Origin of the sequence: Sphingomonas sp. CFBP 8765 (assembly GCF_014841445.1) — a bacterium.
GTDB classification, from domain to species: domain Bacteria; phylum Pseudomonadota; class Alphaproteobacteria; order Sphingomonadales; family Sphingomonadaceae; genus Sphingomonas; species Sphingomonas aerolata.
Genome location: NZ_JACYTY010000014.1, coordinates 20,513 through 40,849 on the forward strand (window position 1 = coordinate 20,513; position 20,337 = coordinate 40,849).

At 63.4% G+C, this 20,337-nt stretch carries 19 protein-coding genes; 13 read left to right on the top strand and 6 right to left on the bottom strand.

The window, feature by feature from the left end:
* Positions 1-58: 58 nt before the first annotated feature.
* The 6 genes from IFT87_RS19460 to IFT87_RS19485 are packed head-to-tail and all read left to right on the top strand — an operon-like array spanning position 59 to position 6,024.
* A complete protein-coding gene (locus IFT87_RS19460; protein ID WP_192191655.1) occupies positions 59-487 on the top strand; it encodes a Zn-ribbon domain-containing OB-fold protein in 429 nt (142 codons plus the stop codon).
* A complete protein-coding gene (locus IFT87_RS19465; protein ID WP_132898212.1) occupies positions 484-1,632 on the top strand; it encodes a thiolase family protein in 1,149 nt (382 codons plus the stop codon). The genes IFT87_RS19460 and IFT87_RS19465 overlap by 4 nt, the downstream gene beginning before the upstream one ends.
* Positions 1,632-2,807, top strand: a complete 1,176-nt coding sequence (locus tag IFT87_RS19470; RefSeq protein WP_192191656.1) for an acyl-CoA dehydrogenase family protein — start codon at positions 1,632-1,634, stop codon at positions 2,805-2,807. The genes IFT87_RS19465 and IFT87_RS19470 overlap by 1 nt, the downstream gene beginning before the upstream one ends.
* A gap of 19 nt (positions 2,808-2,826) precedes the next feature.
* Entirely contained in the window at positions 2,827-4,002 is a 1,176-nt protein-coding gene (locus tag IFT87_RS19475; RefSeq protein WP_192191657.1) for an acetyl-CoA C-acetyltransferase, read from the top strand.
* Between the two features lies 1 nt (position 4,003).
* Positions 4,004-5,011 carry an acyl-CoA dehydrogenase family protein gene (locus IFT87_RS19480; protein WP_192191658.1) on the top strand — a complete coding sequence of 336 codons (1,008 nt, stop codon included), beginning with the start codon at positions 4,004-4,006 and terminating at the stop codon, positions 5,009-5,011.
* Complete coding sequence (locus IFT87_RS19485; protein WP_192191659.1) at positions 5,008-6,024, top strand: zinc-binding dehydrogenase; 1,017 nt, start codon at positions 5,008-5,010, stop codon at positions 6,022-6,024. The genes IFT87_RS19480 and IFT87_RS19485 overlap by 4 nt, the downstream gene beginning before the upstream one ends.
* 4 nt (positions 6,025-6,028) lie before the next feature.
* Here IFT87_RS19485 and IFT87_RS19490 read toward each other — a convergent pair whose 3' ends face one another.
* The 6 genes from IFT87_RS19490 to IFT87_RS19515 form a co-directional block, all read right to left on the bottom strand.
* Positions 6,029-6,778 (bottom strand): SDR family NAD(P)-dependent oxidoreductase, encoded by a 750-nt coding sequence (locus IFT87_RS19490; RefSeq protein WP_192191660.1) that lies wholly within the window; start codon positions 6,776-6,778, stop codon positions 6,029-6,031.
* Complete coding sequence (locus tag IFT87_RS19495) at positions 6,775-7,665, bottom strand: SDR family NAD(P)-dependent oxidoreductase (protein WP_056485447.1); 891 nt, start codon at positions 7,663-7,665, stop codon at positions 6,775-6,777. Before IFT87_RS19495 ends, IFT87_RS19490 begins: the two co-directional genes overlap by 4 nt.
* On the bottom strand, positions 7,662-8,924 hold the full coding sequence (locus tag IFT87_RS19500) for a spinster family MFS transporter (protein ID WP_249403471.1): 1,263 nt from the start codon (positions 8,922-8,924) through the stop codon (positions 7,662-7,664). The genes IFT87_RS19495 and IFT87_RS19500 overlap by 4 nt, the downstream gene beginning before the upstream one ends.
* Before the next feature lies 1 nt (position 8,925).
* On the bottom strand, positions 8,926-11,295 hold the full coding sequence (locus IFT87_RS19505) for a TonB-dependent receptor (protein WP_192191661.1): 2,370 nt from the start codon (positions 11,293-11,295) through the stop codon (positions 8,926-8,928).
* Between the two features lie 116 nt (positions 11,296-11,411).
* Positions 11,412-12,488 carry a phosphotransferase family protein gene (locus tag IFT87_RS19510; RefSeq protein WP_056485444.1) on the bottom strand — a complete coding sequence of 359 codons (1,077 nt, stop codon included), beginning with the start codon at positions 12,486-12,488 and terminating at the stop codon, positions 11,412-11,414.
* Entirely contained in the window at positions 12,485-13,723 is a 1,239-nt protein-coding gene (locus IFT87_RS19515; protein WP_082453020.1) for an acyl-CoA dehydrogenase family protein, read from the bottom strand. Before IFT87_RS19515 ends, IFT87_RS19510 begins: the two co-directional genes overlap by 4 nt.
* 336 nt (positions 13,724-14,059) lie before the next feature.
* On the opposite strand from IFT87_RS19515, the gene IFT87_RS19520 reads away from it, so the two are divergent.
* The 7 genes from IFT87_RS19520 to IFT87_RS19550 all read left to right on the top strand — a co-directional run bounded on the left by IFT87_RS19520 (position 14,060) and on the right by IFT87_RS19550 (position 20,187).
* On the top strand, positions 14,060-14,752 hold the full coding sequence (locus tag IFT87_RS19520) for a carboxymuconolactone decarboxylase family protein (protein ID WP_192191662.1): 693 nt from the start codon (positions 14,060-14,062) through the stop codon (positions 14,750-14,752).
* Positions 14,753-14,793: 41 nt separating this feature from the next.
* A complete protein-coding gene (locus tag IFT87_RS19525) occupies positions 14,794-15,591 on the top strand; it encodes an enoyl-CoA hydratase/isomerase family protein (protein ID WP_056485440.1) in 798 nt (265 codons plus the stop codon).
* A gap of 16 nt (positions 15,592-15,607) precedes the next feature.
* Positions 15,608-15,952, top strand: a complete 345-nt coding sequence (locus IFT87_RS19530) for an EthD family reductase (protein ID WP_192191671.1) — start codon at positions 15,608-15,610, stop codon at positions 15,950-15,952.
* Entirely contained in the window at positions 15,945-16,739 is a 795-nt protein-coding gene (locus IFT87_RS19535; RefSeq protein ID WP_192191663.1) for an SDR family NAD(P)-dependent oxidoreductase, read from the top strand. The genes IFT87_RS19530 and IFT87_RS19535 overlap by 8 nt, the downstream gene beginning before the upstream one ends.
* Entirely contained in the window at positions 16,732-18,228 is a 1,497-nt protein-coding gene (locus IFT87_RS19540; RefSeq protein ID WP_192191664.1) for a class I adenylate-forming enzyme family protein, read from the top strand. Before IFT87_RS19535 ends, IFT87_RS19540 begins: the two co-directional genes overlap by 8 nt.
* Complete coding sequence (locus tag IFT87_RS19545) at positions 18,225-18,998, top strand: SDR family NAD(P)-dependent oxidoreductase (protein ID WP_192191665.1); 774 nt, start codon at positions 18,225-18,227, stop codon at positions 18,996-18,998. The genes IFT87_RS19540 and IFT87_RS19545 overlap by 4 nt, the downstream gene beginning before the upstream one ends.
* Positions 18,999-19,113: 115 nt before the next feature.
* Entirely contained in the window at positions 19,114-20,187 is a 1,074-nt protein-coding gene (locus IFT87_RS19550; protein ID WP_192191666.1) for a phosphotransferase, read from the top strand.
* The last annotated feature ends 150 nt before the right edge of the window (positions 20,188-20,337 follow it).

Genomic DNA, 20,337 nt, shown 5'->3' on the forward strand with positions numbered 1-20,337 from the left:
AAAGGTCAGCGGCGTATCATAGGCAATGCCGCTAGTCTCTCGAACTAAGGAGAGAGATATGCTGGATGCACCGCAGAAAGATGCGCCCCTGATCGACGATCGCTTGCTTGTCCGCGATCGAGAGGGCGACGTCGCCTTGTTGGCGGGTCGCGATCGCATGACGGGCGCGATCGCCTTTCCGCTACCCGATGACGAGGACCGTTTTGAAACGGTAACCTTGCCCCGCGAAGGCCGTTTGTGGTCGTGGACGGTGCAGCGCTTCCGTCCCAAGTCGCCGCCCTATGCGGGACCCGAAGCGTTCGAACCCTATGCGGTCGGCTATGTGGCTCTGGGTGAAGCATTGATCGTCGAGGGTCGGTTGACCGGCGCACCGATCGACCGGATCGCGATCGACATGCCGATGACGCTGGTGGCGCAGGCCTTTACGCGAATGGATGGCGAGGTTCGTACGACCTTCGCTTTCGCGCCAACGGGGATCGCGGCATGAGCGACGTCTTCATCGTCGGTGCTGGCATCCACCCGTTCGGCCGTACGCCGGGGCGCAGCGGCTTGCAGCAGGGGGCGTTCGCGGTGCGCGCGGCACTCGCCGAGGCGGGTCTTGCCTGGCCCGACGTGCAGTTCGCGTATGGTGGATCGGATGCTGCGGGCAAAGCCGACACGATGGTCTCCGATCTGGGACTGACCGGCTTGCAGTTCATCAACGTGTCGAACGGGTGCGCGACCGGCGGCTCGGCGATGTTCGGCGCGTATACGACGATCAAGTCAGGCGAATTCGACCTGGGTATCGCCGTCGGCTTCGACAAGCATCCGCGCGGTGCCTTCGATCCGAAGCCTGCCGATTGGGGCCTGCCCGAATGGTATGGCGAGACTGGCCTGATGCTGACCACGCAGTTCTTCGCGATGAAGATCCAGCGGTACATGGCAGCTTACGGCATTACGCCACCGACGCTCGCGGCGGTCGCCGAGAAGGCGTTCGCAAATGGTGCGCTGACCGAGCATGCATGGCGGCGCGAACCGGTCGATGCGGACATGATCCTGCAATCGACGATGGTGAGCGATCCACTGACCAAGTTCATGTTCTGCTCGCCCGGCGAAGGCGCGGTCGCTCTGATCTTTGCCAGTGGCAAGCGCGCACGCGAACTGGGATTGCCGATGGTGCGGCTTCGTGCGGCCGCGGTCCGAAGCCGACCGCCGGGGTCGTTCGAGGTCTTTTCGCCGGCGCTGGCAATCGATCGTGGGCCATCGCCCACCGAGATCGCCTCGCGCGCCGCATATGAGATGGCCGGGGTCGGTCCTGCCGATATCAGCGTCGCGCAGTTGCAGGATACCGAAAGCGGCGCAGAGATCATGCACATGGCCGAGAACGGTTTCTGCGCCGACGGCGAGCAGGAACGATGGCTAGCCGAGGGACGCACGCGGATCGGCGGTGCGCTGCCGGTCAACACCGATGGCGGTTGCCTCGCGTGCGGGGAGCCGGTCGGCGCCTCGGGGTTGCGGCAGGTGTACGAGAATTACCGCCAGCTGACCGGCCAGGCCGGCGCGCGGCAGGTGCCGGGCAGCCCCCGGTTGGGCTATAGTCACGTCTATGGCGCCCCCGGCGTCTCGGGCGTCGCGATCGTGGAGCGCGCGTGATGGATCTTTCGCTATCCCCGGAACAGCAGGCTTTCCGTACGGAGGTGCGGTCGTTTCTGCAGGACGCGCTGACGCCGGCGATGCGGCAGGGCGCAACCCTGACGTCGGGCGTGTTCGCCGAACCCGATGTGTATCTCGCGTGGCAGGCGGCGTTGAACGCCAAGGGCTGGCTTGTCTATTTCTGGCCTAAGGCAGCGGGTGGTCCGGGATGGGATGCCGTGCGCCGCTGGATATTCGAGACCGAATGCACGGCCGCGGGCGCACCGATCCTGCCCGGTATGGGACTGAAGCTGGTCGGGCCTGTCCTGTATACCTATGGCAGCGATGAGCAGCAGGAGCGGTTTCTGCCCGCATTGCGCAGCGGCGAGCACATCTGGGCGCAGGGCTTTTCGGAACCGGGGTCAGGCTCGGACCTCGCCTCGCTTCGCACGCGCGCGGTGCGCGAAGGCGACGATTATGTCGTTTCGGGTCAGAAGATCTGGACCACGCAGGCGCAATTCGCGAACTGGATGTTCGCGCTGGTACGCACCGACGCCACCGTCAAGGCGCAGCGCGGCATCTCGTTCCTGCTGATCGACATGGCATCGCCCGGTGTTACCGTCCGACCGATCCTGAGCGCATCGGGAGACCATGAACTCAACGAGGTCTTTCTCGAAGACGTCCGTGTCCCCGTCGCGAACCTGGTCGGCGAGGAAGGGCAGGGGTGGACGATCGCCAAGTTCCTGCTCGAGAACGAGCGCGGTGGTACCGGCTATGCGCTGCAACTGCTGGCCGATCTCGACCGTCTGACACGCGCCACGACGCTGACCGGCGAACTTGCGGATCGCGCCGTACGGCTGCGGCTGGAGGCGGAAGCGCTCGAGATGACCGAGTTGCGCACGTTGCTGGAGATCGAGCAGGGCAATCCACCGCATGCGCGTAGCCTCGCGGTGAAACTCATCGCCTCCGAAGTGCGCCAGGGGATCGAGGGTCTTGCGATCGACGCGTTCGGCATGGCGAGCTTGCAACTCCCCGCCGAACGCCCGTTCCACGCCGCCGACGCGCCCGCACTGGTCGGTCCGCCCGAGGCCAGCTTGGCCGCCGCACGCTATCTCAATGCGCGGGCGTGGTCGATCTTCGGCGGCACCAGCGAAATCCAGCTCACCATCATTGCCAAGGCCGCCGTCGGCCTCTGACCATCGAAGGACCATTTTCATGCCAGAAGCTTTCATCGTATCCGCGAAACGTACTCCCGGTGGCCGTCGCAATGGCAGGCTTGCAGGGATTCACCCTGCCGACCTGGGTGCGACGATACTCGACGCCATCATCGCCGAGACCGGTGTCGATCCAGCGACGATCGACGACGTCATCATCGGCTGCGTCAGCCAGATCGGCGAGCAGACCTTCGCACTTGGCCGTAACGTCGTCCTTGCGTCGTCACTGCCCGACAGCGTGCCTGCCGTTACGATCGATCGTCAATGCGGCAGCTCGCAGCAGGCGCTGCACTTCGCGGCTCAAGCGGTGATGTCTGGCACGCAGGATCTGGTGATCGCCGGCGGCGTCGAGAGCATGTCCCGCGTCCATATGGGATCGCCCGTGGCGCTGGCCGCCAAGGCCGGCATGGGTGGCAGTCCCTTCTCGGCGAAGATCCTGGAACGCTACGGCGTCGAGGGCTTCAGCCAGTTCACCGGTGCACAGATGATCGCCGACAAATACGGTTTCGACCGCGCTGCGATGGACGCCTATGCGCTGGAAAGCCACCGCAAGGCGGTAGCCGCTCGCGCGTCCGGCGCCTTCGCTGCCGAGATCGTTCCGGTCACGACGATCGATGTGGATGGCAAATCGGTCGTGCATGATCATGACGAGGGCGTACGTGCCGACGCGTCGCTCGAGTCGATCGGTTCGGTCAAGCTCTTGAGCGAGAAGGGCACCTTGTCCGCGGCGACCGCCAGCCAGATCTGCGACGGTGCCAGCGGTGTCCTCGTCGCCTCCGCCGAAGCGGTTCGGACGCATGGCCTGACGCCGCTCGCGCGCATCCACAACCTCACCGTGACGGCGGGCGATCCGGTCATCATGCTGGAGGAGCCTATCTCCGCGACCCGTCGTGCGCTGCAGCGTGCGGGCATGACGCTGGATCAGATCGACCTGTTCGAGGTGAACGAGGCATTCGCATCAATCCCGATGGCGTGGCTGTCCGCGCTCGGTGCCGATCCAGCACGGCTCAACGTGAATGGCGGTGCCATCGCCCTTGGCCATCCGCTGGGTGCGACGGGCACGAAGCTGATGGCGACTCTCGTTCATGCGCTGCATGCGCGCGGTGGGCGGTACGGTTTGCAGACGATGTGCGAGGGCGGGGGCATTGCCAACGTCACGATCGTGGAGCGGGTGTGACATGAACATCACCCCCAGCGAGGAACAGGTCCTGTTGCGCGATACCGTCGGCCGTTTTCTGGCGGATCGGACGGACTCCGCGACGGCGGGCGAGGGGCCGATCTTGCAGGACGACTGGCGTGCGCTGGGCGAACTGGGACTGTTCGGCTTCCTGTTGCCCGAAGCAGCGGGTGGCCTGGGCGGCGGTCCGCAGGACGTGATGATCGTTGCGGAAGAATTCGGTCGCGCGCTTGCGATCACGCCACTAGCCGAGGGGATCGTCGGCGCCGCGGATGCGATCGCCCGTGGGGGCGACGCCGCGGCGATCGAGACATGGGTAGCACCGGCGATGACGGGCGATCACGTGCTCGCCGTCGCGGTGGCCGATGTCTCGAACGATGGCCCGCGGCTGACGGGACGTGCGGATTTTGTATTGTCCGCAGTCGATGCAGCCGCACTGGTCGTGATAGGCGACGGTGCGACCTGGCTCGTCGAACGCGACGCCGAGGGGCTTTCGATCGACCCGGTGCGGCTGATCGACGGATCGGCTGCCGGCATGATGCGGTTTGACGGCACGCCCGCTCTGGCCCTGACGCAAGGGGACGGCGATACGACCCTGGCAATGATTCGCCTTTGCCACGTCGCCGAATTGGTGGGGGCAATGTCCACGCTGTACGAGCAGACCGTGGAGTATGTGCGCCAGCGCCAGCAGTTCGGCGTCGCGATCGGCACCTTTCAGGTCGTTCAGCACAAGTTGGCGCGGATGTTCGTCGCGCTTGAACAGGCGCGATCGCTCATGCTGAAAGCGGCGATCGTCGACCGCGATGATGCCGGGTTCGTGCGTGGCGTGCTGGGCGCCAAGGCCTATGTCGCGGACGCCGCACAGCGGCTTGCCGAGGAGGCGGTGCACCTTCACGGCGGCATGGGCGTGACCGACGAACTTCCAGTCGGACGCGGCCTGCGCCGGGTCATTCTATTGGCACGTGTATTCGGCAGTGCCAGTGAGGCGCGCGTGGCGCTCGCGGCGTGACGTTCAACCGCAAATGGACTTTGGCCAAGCGGCCCGACGGGCGCGTCGCGACGAGCGATTTTGCCATGCTGACCGAGCCGTTCACGCCTCCCGCGCTGGACGAAGGCGAAGTGTTGGTCCGCAACCATATCTTCGCTGTGGCTCCGACGATCCGCAACTGGCTGAACGCCGGCCCCGCAAGCTATCGCGGCTCGATCCCGATCGGCGGCACGATCGCCGGCATGACAGCCTGTGAGGTCGTGCAGTCGAGCCATCCGGATCATCCCGTTGGCACCCGGATGGTCGCGATGGCGCGGTGGGAGGACTGGAGCGTGCTGCGTCCGGATACAGCGCCCGTTCCGCCGTTTCCGATACCTGCCGACGTGACACTCATCGAGGCGCTTGGCCTGTATTCACCGAACAGCCTGACGGCCTATTTCGGGTTGCTGGACATCGGACGGCCTCTGGCGGGCGAAACCGTCGTCGTGTCAGGCGCGGCAGGATCGGTTGGCTCGCTGGTGTGCCAGATCGCGGGGATAGTAGGCTGTCGCGTGATCGGTATCGCAGGGGGTCCCGACAAATGTCGCAAGCTGGTCGAAGAACTCGGTGCGACGGCAGCGATCGACTATCGCAACGATGACGTTCCGGCCCGCTTGGCTGAACTGTGCCCCGGCGGCATCGACGTGTTCTTCGACAATGTCGGTGGCGAGCAACTCGAGGCTGCGGCGAACGCGATGGCCGATTTTGGCCGTATCGTCTTGTGTGGGCAAATATCATCCTACGACCGGGCGGGCGGCGCTCCAGGGCCGCGAGACATGATGAAGCTGGTCTATGGCCGCATTCGCATGGAAGGGTTCGTAGTCGGTGATTTCGTCGGTCGCGCTGCTGTTGCGCGCGCGAAGTTGCGGGATTGGGCTGACGAGGGCCGGCTCACCGTCCGCGTCGACCAGCGCGCCGGGTTCGAGCGTCTGCCCGAAGCGTTCGTCGCACTGTTTGACGGAGGTAATGACGGGACGCTGCTGGTCACGGCGTGACGCGTCAGCCCGCGGTCTGGCCGCCGTCGATCGTCACCTCCGCACCCGTGATATAGGCGGCGGCGTCGCTTGCGAGAAAGACGATAGCGTCGGCGACTTCCTCCGCAGTCCCCGCGCGACCGAGCGGGATGTCCGCCAATCGCCTGGCAGACGCAGCGGGATCGTTGAATACCGCACGCGATAGCGGGGTGTCGATCAGGCCGGGATTGACCGTATTGACGCGCACGCCGTTGCCGAGCGCCGCGAACTCCAACGCGGCCGCCTTGCCGAACATGCGCGCCGCACCTTTTGCCGCGCTATACGAACCCGATCCCGGCCCCGAAGTCATGCCCCGGATCGACGCGACGTTGACGATCGCACCGGATCCCGACGCGGCAAGCATCGGCAGCACCGCGCGCGTGCCGAGGAACAGTGCGTCGACATTGACCGCGCGGATCTCGCGCCACTCGGCAAGGCTGGTATCGGCGAGCATACGGAAATGACCCCGCCCGGCGTTGTTGATCAGGACGTCCAACCCGCCGGCCGTGGCGATGCGACTGGCGGCGTCCGCCCAGTCATCTTCGTTCGTGACGTCGAGCACGATGGCACGATCGCGGCGGGCAAGGGGGAGATCACCGCACGCAGACGCGAGCGCGCGTTCGTCTCGGTCGGCGAGCCATACATCGGCCCCGTGCTCGAGGAAGCGACCCGCGGTAGCGAGGCCGATACCCATTGCCGCACCGGATATCAGTACAGAGCGGCCGACGAAGCTCATCCCGCCGACGTGACCGCCAATCCGGCATCCTTGCGGCTCATGTCGACGATGCTCTCGAAATGGGGGTTCGTCCGGGACAGGATCGCATCGGCACGCGCGCGGATTGCGGGATCGAACGCGTCGGTCGTCGTCGCGTAGAAGCGGTTTTGTCGGATCGCGTCGAAGGCGATGGTGGCGGTCTGTTCGGCAGTAAGTGCGCCGCGATAGAGATCGTCGCGCATCGCTTCCAGAGCGGCGGACTCGCTGGGCGGACCATCTGGCCCCGCCAACGCTTGCGGACGAGACCGCTCGGCATCGTAGATCCGCGTCGCTACCAGGCCGGGCAGAAGCAGCGTGACACCGATCGCAGCCTCCATTTCCTGCAAGCCCGCATACAGGGCCTCGGTCGCGCGGACCACGGCGTGCTTCGCCGCGCCATAACAGGCCGATCCCGACCCGCTGACCAGCCCGGCGACCGACGCCGTGTTCATGATATGCGCAGGCGCTTCCGCCGCCAATAGACGGGGCACGAACACGCGCATGCCGTTCAATACGCCCCCCAAATTAACGCCGAGCGACCATTGCCAGTCGTTTTCGGTATATTCCCACACACGTCGATGACGCCCACCAGGCACGATCCCGGCGTTGTTGCAGAGCACGCCGACACGGCCGAACCGGGCCTCCGCAGCATCGGCGAGCGCGGTGACGTCGGCTTCGGACGACACGTCGCAACGCAGCGCGATCGCACGATCGACTCCGATCTCGTCGGCGACCGCCTGCGCCTCTTCGACCGCGATATCCGCGAGCACGACGTTCATGCCCAATGTCGCTGCATGGCGCGCAAGTGCAGCGCCGATTCCGCTGCCGCCACCCGTAATGACAGCACAGCCGTTCGACCAATCGCTCATTTTGCCAAATCCTTTTTGTAATAGCGGGCGGCGAGAAGGAAGCATGACCCTGCGAAGATTCCGACGAAGGACATCGCCGCCATCGCATAGCGCAACGACTGGTCGCCCATGCCGATGACGTCGCTCAGGACGCCCGTCAGCCATGGTCCAAGACCGAGCCCGATGAGATTGACCGACAGCAACAGGATCGACGACGTGAATGCCCGCATCGATGCCGGCACCAGCGTCTGGGTCATCGCGATGATCGGCGCGTAGTAGAAGAACAGCAGCATGACCGTCATCGCGCACGCGATCAGCGATACCGTGGTCGATGGCGACAACAGCTGGACGAGTGCGGCAGGCGTGACCGCGATCAGAGCAATCCCGGTCAATACCGGCCGGAGATGAGGCTTGTCGGCCCCGATACGATCGGTCAGCCACCCTCCCAGGAAAATACCGATTGCGCCGCCAAGACCTGTCATCAGCGACAGCGCAGTTGCGACGTCACCAAGCGCCATGCCGTGCAGCCGCGTATAGAATGGCGCATTCCAGTTGAGCGCAACACTGAGCACGACGTTGTTCAGCGCGCCACCGGCGAACAGCAGCAAAAGGCTCGGCCGTCGCGCCATCAGCGCCAGCCCGTCGCGCCACGGCATGGCGTCGGGGGCGGGCCCGGCATCGTAGCGCCCGCGAACCGGTTCCCGGAGCATCATCAGGACGATCGGTGCCAGCACGACGCCGATCCCTCCGATAATCCACAAAGCGGCCCGCCAGTCGATCGCCTGGGCGAGCCAGCCGCCCGACAGATACCCCAGCATGACCCCAATCGGGAGTGCGAGCCCCCAGATACCGAGCGCCGTCGCCCGGCGCTCCGGCGGATAATAGTCGGCAATCATCGAATGGCTTGCGGGAATGCTGCCTGCCTCTCCCAGCGCCACGCCAATGCGAAAGAAAACTAGCATGGCAAAGCTGCCAGCGAACCCGCTTACCGCAGTCATCGCGCTCCACAGCAACAACGATCCCGCAATCACGATCCTGCGACTGTACCGATCGGCCAGCCGCGCGATCGGCACGCCGAGCGTGGAATAGAACAGGGCGAACGTCAGCCCGGTCAACGCGCCGAGCTGAGCATCGCTGAGGGACAGGTCGCGCTTGATCGGCACCTGCAAGATCGAGATCACCGTCCGATCGAGATAGTTGAACACCGACACCACGATCAGCACCAACAATGCGATCCGTCGTGATGCCGTCGTCGGGGTATCTGCGGCCTGTCCCATCATATCATTTCCCATATCGTATCGTCAGGGTCGCACCGATCGTTCGCGGTGCGCCGACGGTGATCCGTTCAACGTCAAGGTTGCCCAAGCCACCTGCAGCGGCAACTTCGGCGCGCGACACATGATAGAAGTTATACTGGAGACCGTTGGTGGCATATTGCTTGTCAAACAGATTGCGCGCCCAGACACGGATATCCCAGTCGGCGGCGGCCGGTTTGAAAGTCAAAGAAGTATTGGCAACATTCTTGCGCTCGGTCAGTCGTACTGCGGGCTGGCCAAGTCCGGTTGAGGTAACCTGAAACGGGCTGGCGAACTTCGTATCAAAGTGAAAGATCACCGAAGCGCCGCTCGCAAGATCGGCAGTATAATCGAGAAGGGCAGTGAAATCATGCTTCGGCGTGAATGGAGCCTGGTTCCCGGTACAATTCAAACCTGCTGCAGTGCATCCGGCGAAACTTGCATAAAAAGCGTCGGTGTAAGCATAATTGGCGCCAATCGACAGGTTGGACGTCGGACGTACCACTGCCTCGACCTCGACGCCGCGAGACCGAAGCTTCCCTGCATTCGAGTCTTGAAACACGCCGTCCACCTGTGACCGCACTTGGAGATTGGCCGTGTCGGCGTGGAAGGCAGCGATATTGATGGTGAGCGCACGATTGAAGAGATCGGTCTTTGTGCCGACCTCATAGCTCCACGTCGTTTGGGCGCGCAGCGGAGTAGCAGCAGCCAGCGGCGTTCGGACGTTGAACGACCAGCCGCCACCCTGAAAGCCCCGCGACGCCGATGCGTAAAACAGGCTGCCACGGAATGGGTGATACTCCGCGATGACGCGCGGGGTCCAACCTTTCCAGCTGTCGACCGCATCGTCATTGGCCGGCAGTTGCTGGAAGTAAGGACCGCCCTGGAACGGAGACGATCCGATATGCTGCGTGTAGCCCGTTTTGCGCTCGTAGCTGTAACGAAGGCCGGCGGTCAGCGACAATTTGTCCGTGAACTTGTATTTTCCCTCGGCATACGGTCCGAAGCTGCGATTCTCGATCTGTCCCTCGAACGTCTGACCTGGCGTATATCGACCCGCATTGAGGACCGAGAAGAAGAGGTTCGGATCGCGACCGTCGAAACCGAACGTGATTTTGTGGTTCAAGTCCTCATAGCCGAAATATGCGCCCGCGACGAAATCGAAGGGGCCGCCAAGGTCTGATGTGACCCGGAATTCCTGACTTACCTGCCACTCGTCGTTCGTGTTGAGTGAAGGAAAGTTGACGGGGTTCGGGCCTCCATCGGCGTCTTCGGCAAGCCTCGACTTCAGGTATCGGTATCCCGTGATCGAACTGATCTGTCCGATGGCGGTCTCGTAACTCGCATTGAGCAACGCGGTGCCGATCGTACGCCGCGTGAACCCATCGTCATCGAGAAGCACTTTGTGAAGATTGCCGTTCGTTCGTTCTTGTACCGATGCCGTCAGGGCGCCGTCGCCGACTATGGTAGGGCCATCGCCGGACCCAACGCGGCGTAGGTAGGAGCCGCTCGCGACGATGTTCCATTTCTCGTTGGGCCGCCAGCGAACAGACGCCCGATAGGAAGATACCTTGTTATTCGCGAGGTAGTTGTCGGTGATCAAATTGTGCTGATATCCGCCAACCGACTTCACGCTGTAAGCGAAACGTCCGGCGAGAGTTTCCGATATCGGTACGTTGATGAATCCGTCAGCCTCCAACCCGCCGCGTCCGCCTTTATAGGTCACTCCAGTCAACGTCGCGCGGCCGCTGCTGACGCCAATCTCGGCCATGTTGTTGGTGACTACGAGTGCGCCGCCCACGGCATTGCGACCGAAGGTCGTTCCTTGCGGTCCGCGAAGTATCGACACCTGGGAGACGTCATAGAGATTGGCGTCGAACGACGCGAGCGTCCCGTAGAATATGTCGTCGATATACACCCCGACCGGACTTTCCAGACCGGGTGAATCGTTGATGGTACCCTGACCTCGGATTTGTACCGTAACGACCGATGTACCTTTGACCGGTACGAAGGTGGGGCCAGGTGCGATCTTCACGATCTCGGCGAAATTGTCGACCTTGCGAGCCTGAATTTGCTCTTCCCCCAGCGCGCTGACGGCGATCGGTACATTCTGGAGACGTTCGGACCGCCGCGTCGCGGTGACGATGATGTCGCCGGCGATGCCAGTTGCCGCTGTTGCCTGCGGCGTCGGTACCGCGTCCGTCACGCTGCCGGCCGGGGGGGCTGGCGTAGTCGGAATAACGGGTTCCTGTTCCCCGGGCGTCGTGGTGCCGGCGGCTTGGGAATAAGCCGTCATCGGAGTAAGCAGGGCCAGCGTCGAAACACCTAGCGCCAACGGAATCATCGATCGCGTCATATAATCCTCTCCTTTATATCGTCCGATCTGTTGTCGGATCTGATGGTCGCTTGTTTCGCTCCGTAGTCAGATGGTCGCTGTGACCCGACGGTAGGTTTCGGGCCGCGAAAGGAAGGTCAGCCTGCGCCGGCCTCGCGCGCTGAGTGCCATGCGGCCAAGGCGAGGGGACGGATCCGCTGGATGATTTCGCCTGCATTGGCGGCGGTCTGCACACCGTCTCGCGCGCGCCCGGCGATGCCCTGCAAGATGGCCGCAACCCGGAACAGGTTGAACGCGGTGTAGAAGGGATGCGTGGGGTCGACGTCGAACCCTGTGCGTTCGCAATACGTCCGGGCATAAGCCTCGGGCGTCGGGATACCGAGGGCCGTCAGGTCGGCGCCGCGCAACGTTCCGCGGACATCAACCCCCTCGGGGCGAAACCACTCCATCATGTGATAGGTCAGGTCCCCGAGCGGATCCCCCAACGTCGACAGTTCCCAGTCGATCACCGCCGCGACGCGGGGTTCGGTCGGGTGGATCAGCAAATTGTGGAACGAATAGTCGCCGTGGATGATCGTCGTGCGTTCGTCGCTTGGCGGAATGGCCCCTGGCAGCCACTCGGCCAGCCAGTCCATTTCCGGTATATCGACCGTCCGTGACGCCTCGTATTGGCGCGTCCAGCGTGAGATTTGACGGACGAAATAATTTCCCGGGCGACCATAGTCGGCAAGACCGAGCGCCGCATAATCAACGCGATGAAGTCGGGCGAGCGTGTCGTTTGCGGAATCATACACCGCCGCGCGCTCGGCCGGGGACAATTGCGGCATGCGGGGGTCCCAGAAGCCGCGGCCGGGTACATGTCGCATGACGTAGAACATTGTGCCGATGACATCGAGGTCCTCGCACAGCACCAGCGGTTCGGGAACGGGCAGCCCCGCTTCGAACAGCGCGCGCGTAATGCGATATTCGCGATCCACCGCATGCGCCGACGCGAGCAGGACGCCAGCCGGCTTCCGGCGCAATACATATTTGGCATCCGGAGTCGTCAGCAGGAATGTCGGATTGGACTGGCCGCCCTGAAACTGATCGACGGCCATGGGACCAGAAAACCCAGGTACTGCCCCAACGAGGTAACGCTCCAGCGTCGCCTCGTCGAACTGGGTACCAGGCACGACTGCTTCGGTCTGGCCGATCGTTGCAGCGGGAGCACTCATGCCGCCAACTCCCCACGGTACTTGTCGAATTCCATGCGTGCGAGCTGACGTTCGTGCACTTCGTCGGGGCCGTCGGTCAGACGGACGATGCGGGTGTTCGCCCACAACTCGGCCAATCCGAAATCGTCACTGACGCCTCCACCGCCATGCGCCTGAATGGCATCGTCGACGATTTGCTGCGCCATGCGGGGCGCGGCGATCTTGATCATCGCGATTTCCGCGCGGGCGGCCTTGTTGCCCACGGTGTCCATCATGTCGGCCGCCTTCAGGCATAGGAGGCGCGTCATCTCGATCTCGCAACGCGCGCGCGCGATCCGCTCTTCCCACACCGAATGTTCGGCGATAGCCTTGCCGAACGTATGGCGGGTCAGGAGTCGCCGGCACATCTTTTCGAGCGCCACCTCCATCGTCGCAATGTTGCGCATGGTATGATGGATTCGGCCGGGCCCGAGGCGGCCCTGCGCGATCTCGAAGCCGCGTCCCTCGCCGAGCAGCATGTTGTCGACGGGCACGCGAACGTCCTCGAGCAATACCTCGAAATGGCCGTGCGGCGCGTGATCGTAACCGAATACGGGCAGGTGGCGCAGCAAGGTCACGCCCGGCGTGTCGCGCGGCACCAGGATCATCGATTGCTGTTTATAGGCCGCCGCGTCGGGGTCGGTCTTGCCCATGAGAATGAAGAAGTCGCACTTGGGATGGCCCGCACCGGACGACCACCATTTACGGCCGTTGATGACATACTCATCGCCATCGCGGCGGATCGCGGTCTGTATGTTGCGCGCGTCGGACGAGGCGACGGCGGGTTCGGTCATCAGGAACGCAGACCGCGTGATCCCGTCACGCAGCGGCACCATGAAACGTGCCTTTTGTGCAGGCGTACCATACCGGTGAAGCACCTCGAAATTGCCGGTGTCGGGCGCCATGCAATTGAAGACTTCGCTCGCGAATGACACGCGACCCATCAGCTCCGCGATCGGGGCATAATCGAGGTTCGTCAGCCCGGGACTGGTGAAGAATTCGTCGTCATGCTCCGAAGGGGGCATAAAGAAATTCCACAATCCTTCGTCGCGGGCTTTGGCTTTAAGCTCTTCGAATATTGGCGGAATATCGTTCCAGCGATCGATTTTCGCGGCTTGCTCGTGATAAACAGGAACGGCAGGAATGATATGCTCGTCCATGAATGCGCGGACACGGCCCATCCAGGCCTGCGATCGATCCGAATGCTCGAAATTCATGCGGCTACCCCTGCCTAACAACTAAATCATCACTCAATCGACCGGTCGGTCGTGTACTGATAAAGCTATTCGACCGACCGGTCGGCTGTCAACCGGTCTTGTGGCGCCTGGGGCGGAACATGGACGCGCAAAATCGCCGGGTTCGGCAGATATCGATTAGTGAAATCCATTGACCAATTAGACAGGCGACCGTCCGGTCGGACGGTGCTTAGACACTGACGTTGGAGTATCGGTTCGGCAGGATGGTAATCGCGACCACCGGACCGCCAACCAAGAAAAAAGATTGACGCCCGACCGGACGGTCGACACAATTGGCGGCGAGAGAGGATAGTGCTGATGAGTTCGTCGAACGGGCTGGAAGACGCGGTATTGCTGCGGTCTCACGCCCCTTACACGCTGGCTGGGTATGCGGCCTTTCGCGACGTCATCGATCGGGGCGGAGCCGTTCCGGCGCGGTTGAAGGCGTTGTTCGTCGCGGTCACGGCGATCGATCGGCGCTATCCCGATCTTGCTCGCCGCGAACTCGTTCGTGGCGTGGGTCTGGGTCTCACCGTGACGGAGGCGACTGCCGGAATCATCGTCTTGAGCAGCCTGCGCGGTGAAGGTGCGGCGCTGGAATTCGCCGAACTAGTGACCAAGACGATGGCGTTGGGCGAGTTACCGAAACCACAACCGTTACCCGACGCCGCACCTGGCGAAGCAGTCGCCAATTTCGAGGCGTATTTCGGGACGATTCCGCCGCCGCTGGCCCAGTTGCTGCGGCTCGTGCCGCGGGCCGCGGACGCATATTATCTCATGCGTCGCGGCAGCATCCACGCGAACCCGCTGTCGCCCAAGTATGGCGAACTGCTGCTGCTGGCGATCCTCGCGGCCGGGTATAGCCCGATGGCGGCAACGCATGTTCGCGGTGCCCGCCGGGCGGGCGCCAGCGACGAGGAAATCGCCGAAGCGGTGCTCTGCGCGATCCCCGCAGCAGGGGTTGCCGCCTGGATGGCCGTTGGCGCGCTGCTGGAACCGGCAGCGGACTGAACTTTCTAGAAGTATTTCCATCACTAAAAACGGAGAGCGACATGGAACTCGAAAAAGACGTCATCCAGTATGAACTGGCGGATAATGGTATCTGCACGATTTGGCTGAACCGGCCTCACAAGCGGAACTGCGTCAGCCCCCAGCTGCTGCGCGAACTCGAGGTCGCGGTCGATCGCGCTGCTGCCGACAAGAAGGCATTGGCCGTGGTGTTTCGCGGACGCGGCAACACGTTCTGCTCTGGTGCCGATCTGGACCAGCTGGTTGGTCCGGTGCTGCACGAGAGCACGGTCTCGCTGCAGCTCGCGATCGATTCGGCGCGGACCTACGACAAGATCTACAACATGTCGAAGCCGACCATCGCTGCAGTCGAAGGCTATGCCGTCGCGGGTGGCTTCGAATTGATGATCTCGTGCGATTTCGCACTGGCTGCATCGGAAGCGAAGATCGGCGATTTCCATATCCGCCGCGCGCTGTTCGGCGGTGCCGGACCGATTTATCGCCTGCCGCGCTACATCGGCATGCGCAAGTCCAAGGAACTGATGCTGACCGGCAAACTGCTGACCGGCGACGAGACGGTCGAGTGGAACCTGTGCAACGCGTCTGCACCCGCCGACAAGTTCGATGCTCTGATCGCCGACTTCTGCGCACCGCTGATCGACAAGAGCCCGTTCTGCATGTGGATGACCAAGATGGCGCTGAACCGCGGCATGGACGCGGACACGAACACGCTCATCACGCTTGAGACGATGACCTGCAACGTCGTCCACCATTCCGCCGATGCGAAGGAAGGCGTCGCCGCGTTCCTAGAGAAGCGCAAGCCGGTCTGGACGGGCAACTAAGGTGACGAAGGTCAGCATGGTCGTGCTCGCAAGCCGTCCCGAGGACTGGACGCAGGCGCGTTTCACCGAGTGGTGGCGCGGGCCCCATGCCGGTGCCGCCCGGGTACTGCCTGGTCTCGTCGCGTATCGCCACGGCGTCGTGACGAAGGACTATGACAGTCCCGAAACGCCGGGATGGGACGGGCACGCCGTGCTGACCTTCGCTGATCAGGCGGCGCTCGACGTCGCCTTCGCCTCGCCCGAATGGAAGGCGGCGACTGCCCAGACCCGGGGGATGGGCGGTCGGCGGATCATCCTGATCACCGAGGAGGTCGATCTGCTGGAAGCGCAGGTTCAGTCGAAGGAGTATGGAGATGAGTGAACTCTCTCCTGGCTTTTTGGCTCAAGGCTTTCGACTGGACGGCCAGCGTGCGCTCATCACGGGCGGACGCGGCGCACTGGCAGAGGCGATGGCCGCGACCTTGGCGGATCTGGGCTGCGCCGTAGCACTCGCCTCCCGCAACGGCGACGAATGTGTTGCGTTAGCCGACACGATCACCGAGCGCTTTGGCACGCAGGCGATCGGACTGTCCTGCGATATCTCGGATGAGGACTCCGTCGAGGCCGCCGTGACCGAGACGATCGCTCGACTTGGCGGTCTCGATATCCTCGTCAACAATGCCGGTGCCTCGTGGTGGGGGCTCCCACAGGACATTCCGCTCAAGGGCTGGCGCAAGGTCATGGAGGTGAACGTCACCGGCACGTTCCTCGCTTGTCGGCATGCGGCACGGCACATGATCGCGCATGGCGGTGGTGCGATCGTCAACATCGCCTCGGTCGGCGCCTTCATCTCCTACCGCCCAGCGGATGGCCAGGTCGTGCCGTACACCACGAGCAAGGCGGCTATCGTCCACCTGACGAGTGATCTGGCTGCGCAATGGGCTGAACACGGCATACGCGTGAATGCGATCGCGCCCGGATCGATCGAGACCGGAATGACAGAGACGCTTGATGCCGCGATTCAGGACAAGACCCGGGCACGCATCCTGATGGGGCGCTTCGGACGCCCCGACGAAGTCTCAGGTACGCTGGCCCTGCTTGCCTCCCAGGCCGGCAGTTTCATTACCGGCCAGACTTTCCTCGTGGACGGAGGGCAATCCCTTGGCTGACCTGAGCGCGGATGGACTTGTCTGGTCGGACGACCGGCTGTGGCCGCAGTTCGTGGCGAGGGCCGACGAAGATCCAGCCGCGACGGCTCTGGTCGAGTGCCATGATCGACGATGGACCCGGGGTGAGCTTCGTGCCGAGGCGGAAGCCCTGCAGGTCCGTCTGTGTGCAGCGGGTGTCGGCGCAGGATCGCGCGTGCTGGTCGCCGGGCACAAGCGCGCGAGCACCTTAGTCGTGGCGCTCGCCGTATCGGCGTGCGAGGCGATCTTCTGCCCCTATTCGCCAAAATTGTCCGAAGCCGACCGCACGATGCTAGAGAGCCGGCTTGGCCACGCCGCGCATATCGTCGTGGATACCGACGACGCGATCCGCATCGATCCCGCTCCTTCGACAGTCCGCTCCAATGATTTTCGCAACCGCGACGCCGCGCTGATCGGGTTCACGTCCGGTACGACAGGCGTGCCCAAGGGCGTGATGCACGGGTCGACGGCGTTGAACTACGCGACACGTGCCTGCGCTGCCAATGCCGGCCTGAAGCCAGGAGACTCGATCCTGGGGATCGTACCGCTCGACAGCGCGCCGGGCTTCACGTTCACCGCGCATTTCGCCCTGTCGCTTGGCCACCACCTCGTGCTGATCGATCCATGGGATCCCGTGACAGCGATGCGACGTGCGACCGTTCATGGCTGCGGCTGGGCGATCATGGTGCCGACGCACCTGTATACGATGGTGGAAGCAACGAAGACGGGCGCGTGGTCGGGGCGATTGCCGCTACGCGCGGTGGCCGTTGGCGGTAGTGCGATGACGCCTGAATTGATCGCCGATGCCGATACTCTGCTGGGCCTGAAAGCACTGCGTATGTTCGGCATGTCGGAATGCATGGGACATTGTTCGACAGTGCCGGCAGACACGCTCGTGCGGCGTCAATCGACCGATGGGCGACCCTTCCCGGGAACGCTCGAGGAAGCCTTCGATCTGCACGGTCGCTCGCTGCCACGCGGTGAGCGTGGACAGGCGGGCGTGCGCGGACCGTCGCTGTTCCTGGGCTATGCCGAGGATCTGGGAGCCGGACAGGAGCGGATGACGCCCGACGGCTATTACCTGACCGGCGACGAGATCGTGCGCGACGATGAGGGCTATGTCCGGGTGGTGGGTCGGATCAAGGACCAGATCATTCGCGGCGGTCTGAACATCGACCCCGCCGAGATCGAAGCCGCACTGCTGCGCCACCCGGCGCTCGCCGAGGTGGCAGTGGTCGGCGTTCCCGAACGCAAGCTTGGCGAGCAGGCTTGCGCAGTCTGTCGGATACGCGATGGGGCGTCGCCGATCAGTTTCGACGAGATGATCGCGCATCTCCAACGCGAAGGAATGTCGCGTAAGAAATGGCCGGAACATCTGGTCCTGGTCGATGAGATGGCGATCGGCGCGACCGGAAAGCTCGATAAGAAGGCCATGGCCGCGCGTGCGGTTGCGGCACTGGTGTCGGCATGATTGGATTTTCGTTCGACCTGACCGGGCGGGTCGCGCTGGTCACCGGGGCCTCATCGGGACTGGGGCGTCGGTTTGCGACCATATTGGCGGCGAGCGGTGCGAAAGTGGTGATCGGTGCGCGGCGTGCCGAACTGCTCGACACGCTTGCGCAGGAGATAGCGGACAATGGCGGCGAAGCGCTGCCGCTGGCGATGGATGTCACCGACGAGGCCTCGATCATCGCGGCCTATGACGAAGCCGCAGCACGCTTCGGCCCGGTCGATACGGTCATTGCTAACGCTGGACTGAACGTAGCAGGCAGTTCTCTCGGGCTGGAGGCCGACGCCTTCGACCGGATCGTCGCGGTCAATCTGCGGGGCGTGTTCCTGACGGCACGCGAAGGTGCGCGGCGCATGGTGGCAGCCGGATCGCAGGACCGCGAACATGGTCGCATCACGATAATATCGTCAATCACTGCGCATCAACCGGGGGCGGGCATTGCCCCGTACAGCGCGACAAAGGCTGCCGTCGCCCAGATGGGGCGATCGCTGGCGAAGGATTGGGCACGCAAGGGCATCAACGTCAACGTGCTTTGCCCCGGCTATATTTCCACCGAAATGAACGAAACGCTTTGGGATCAGCCGGCGGGGCAGGGGCTGCTCGCGTCCTTTCCGCGAAAGCGCGTTATGGACAGCGACGCGCTTGACGCGATGATCCTGTATTTCTCGTCCGATTCGAGCCGGAACCTGACCGGTTCGGTGATGACGATCGACGACGGACAGACGCTTTGAAGGTTTGGCATACCAGGGTTGGTCGGTGCCAGATCGCATGTTGCGCCGCCGAACTGACGCTGGTCTTCCCGGCGAACCGCTACCGCGGCGCGGCAAGTTGCGGGTCGAGCACGTCATGACGAGGGTCTCCGATGCCAATCTGGGGACCACGCCAGTACGCCCGGGTTTCGAGCTTGACGAAGCCTCGTTGGACACGTGGATGCGCGCGAATGTTGCGGACTATCAGGGGCCGCTGATCGTCACGCAGTTTCGCGGTGGGCAATCCAATCCGACTTACCATCTGGCCACGCCGAAGCGACGTTACGTCCTGCGTCGCAAGCCGCCCGGGCCGTTGCTGAAGGGCGCTCACGCCGTCGACCGCGAAGCCCGGGTGCTGATCGCACTCGATCGTGCCGGCTTTCCAGTAGCGCACGTGCACGGATTGTCGGTGGACGACACGGTGATCGGCACGATGTTCTACGTCATGGACATGGTCGAAGGGCGCGTCGTCTGGGACGCGACCTTCCCTGACGTACCTGCCGAAGAGCGGGCTGCGTATTTCGATGCAATGAATGCGACGATGGCGCAGCTCCACGGGATCGATCCAGACGCGATCGGACTCGCCGACTATGGCAGGCCCGGCAATTATTTCGAACGTCAGATCACGCGTTGGTCGAGCCAGTATCTGTCCGACGATGCCGCAGGGCGGGACCCGTATATGGACCGGCTCGTCGAATGGCTGCCGGCGAACATTCCCCTCGACGACGATGCATCGTCCATCGTGCATGGCGACTTTCGCTGCGACAATCTGATCTTTCATCCCAGCGAACCCAGGATATTGGCGGTGCTCGATTGGGAATTGTCGACACTCGGGCATCCGGGAGCGGATTTCGCCTATCATGCCATGATGTACCGGATGCCGGCACATATCGTCGCCGGGCTTGGTGGTGTGGATCCAGCTTCGCTGCGGATCCCGTCCGAAGAGACGTATCTGCAGGCCTATTGTGCTCGGCGTGGCTTGGCTTCGATGCCCGGATACGACTTCTACATTGCGTTCAACTTCTTTCGCCTCGCCGCGATCTTCCACGGAATAAAAGGCCGCGTGCTGAACGGTACGGCGGCGTCTGCCGAGGCACGCCAGCGCGTCGCGGTGCTGCCCGAGTTGATGGCGCTGGCCTGGGCGCAGGCGGAGCGCGCGACGCGTCGCTGATATTTGGAGAGTTGCGTATGTCCGATCCTACCGCATTCTGCTGCGTTGCAGCGCTATGGGCGGTGTCAGCGCCCTCCGTGGCTCTTGCTCAGGTGCCCCCGCGACCGGTTCCCCCCGAACAGACGGCACAGCCTGCTACAACCAGCGCAC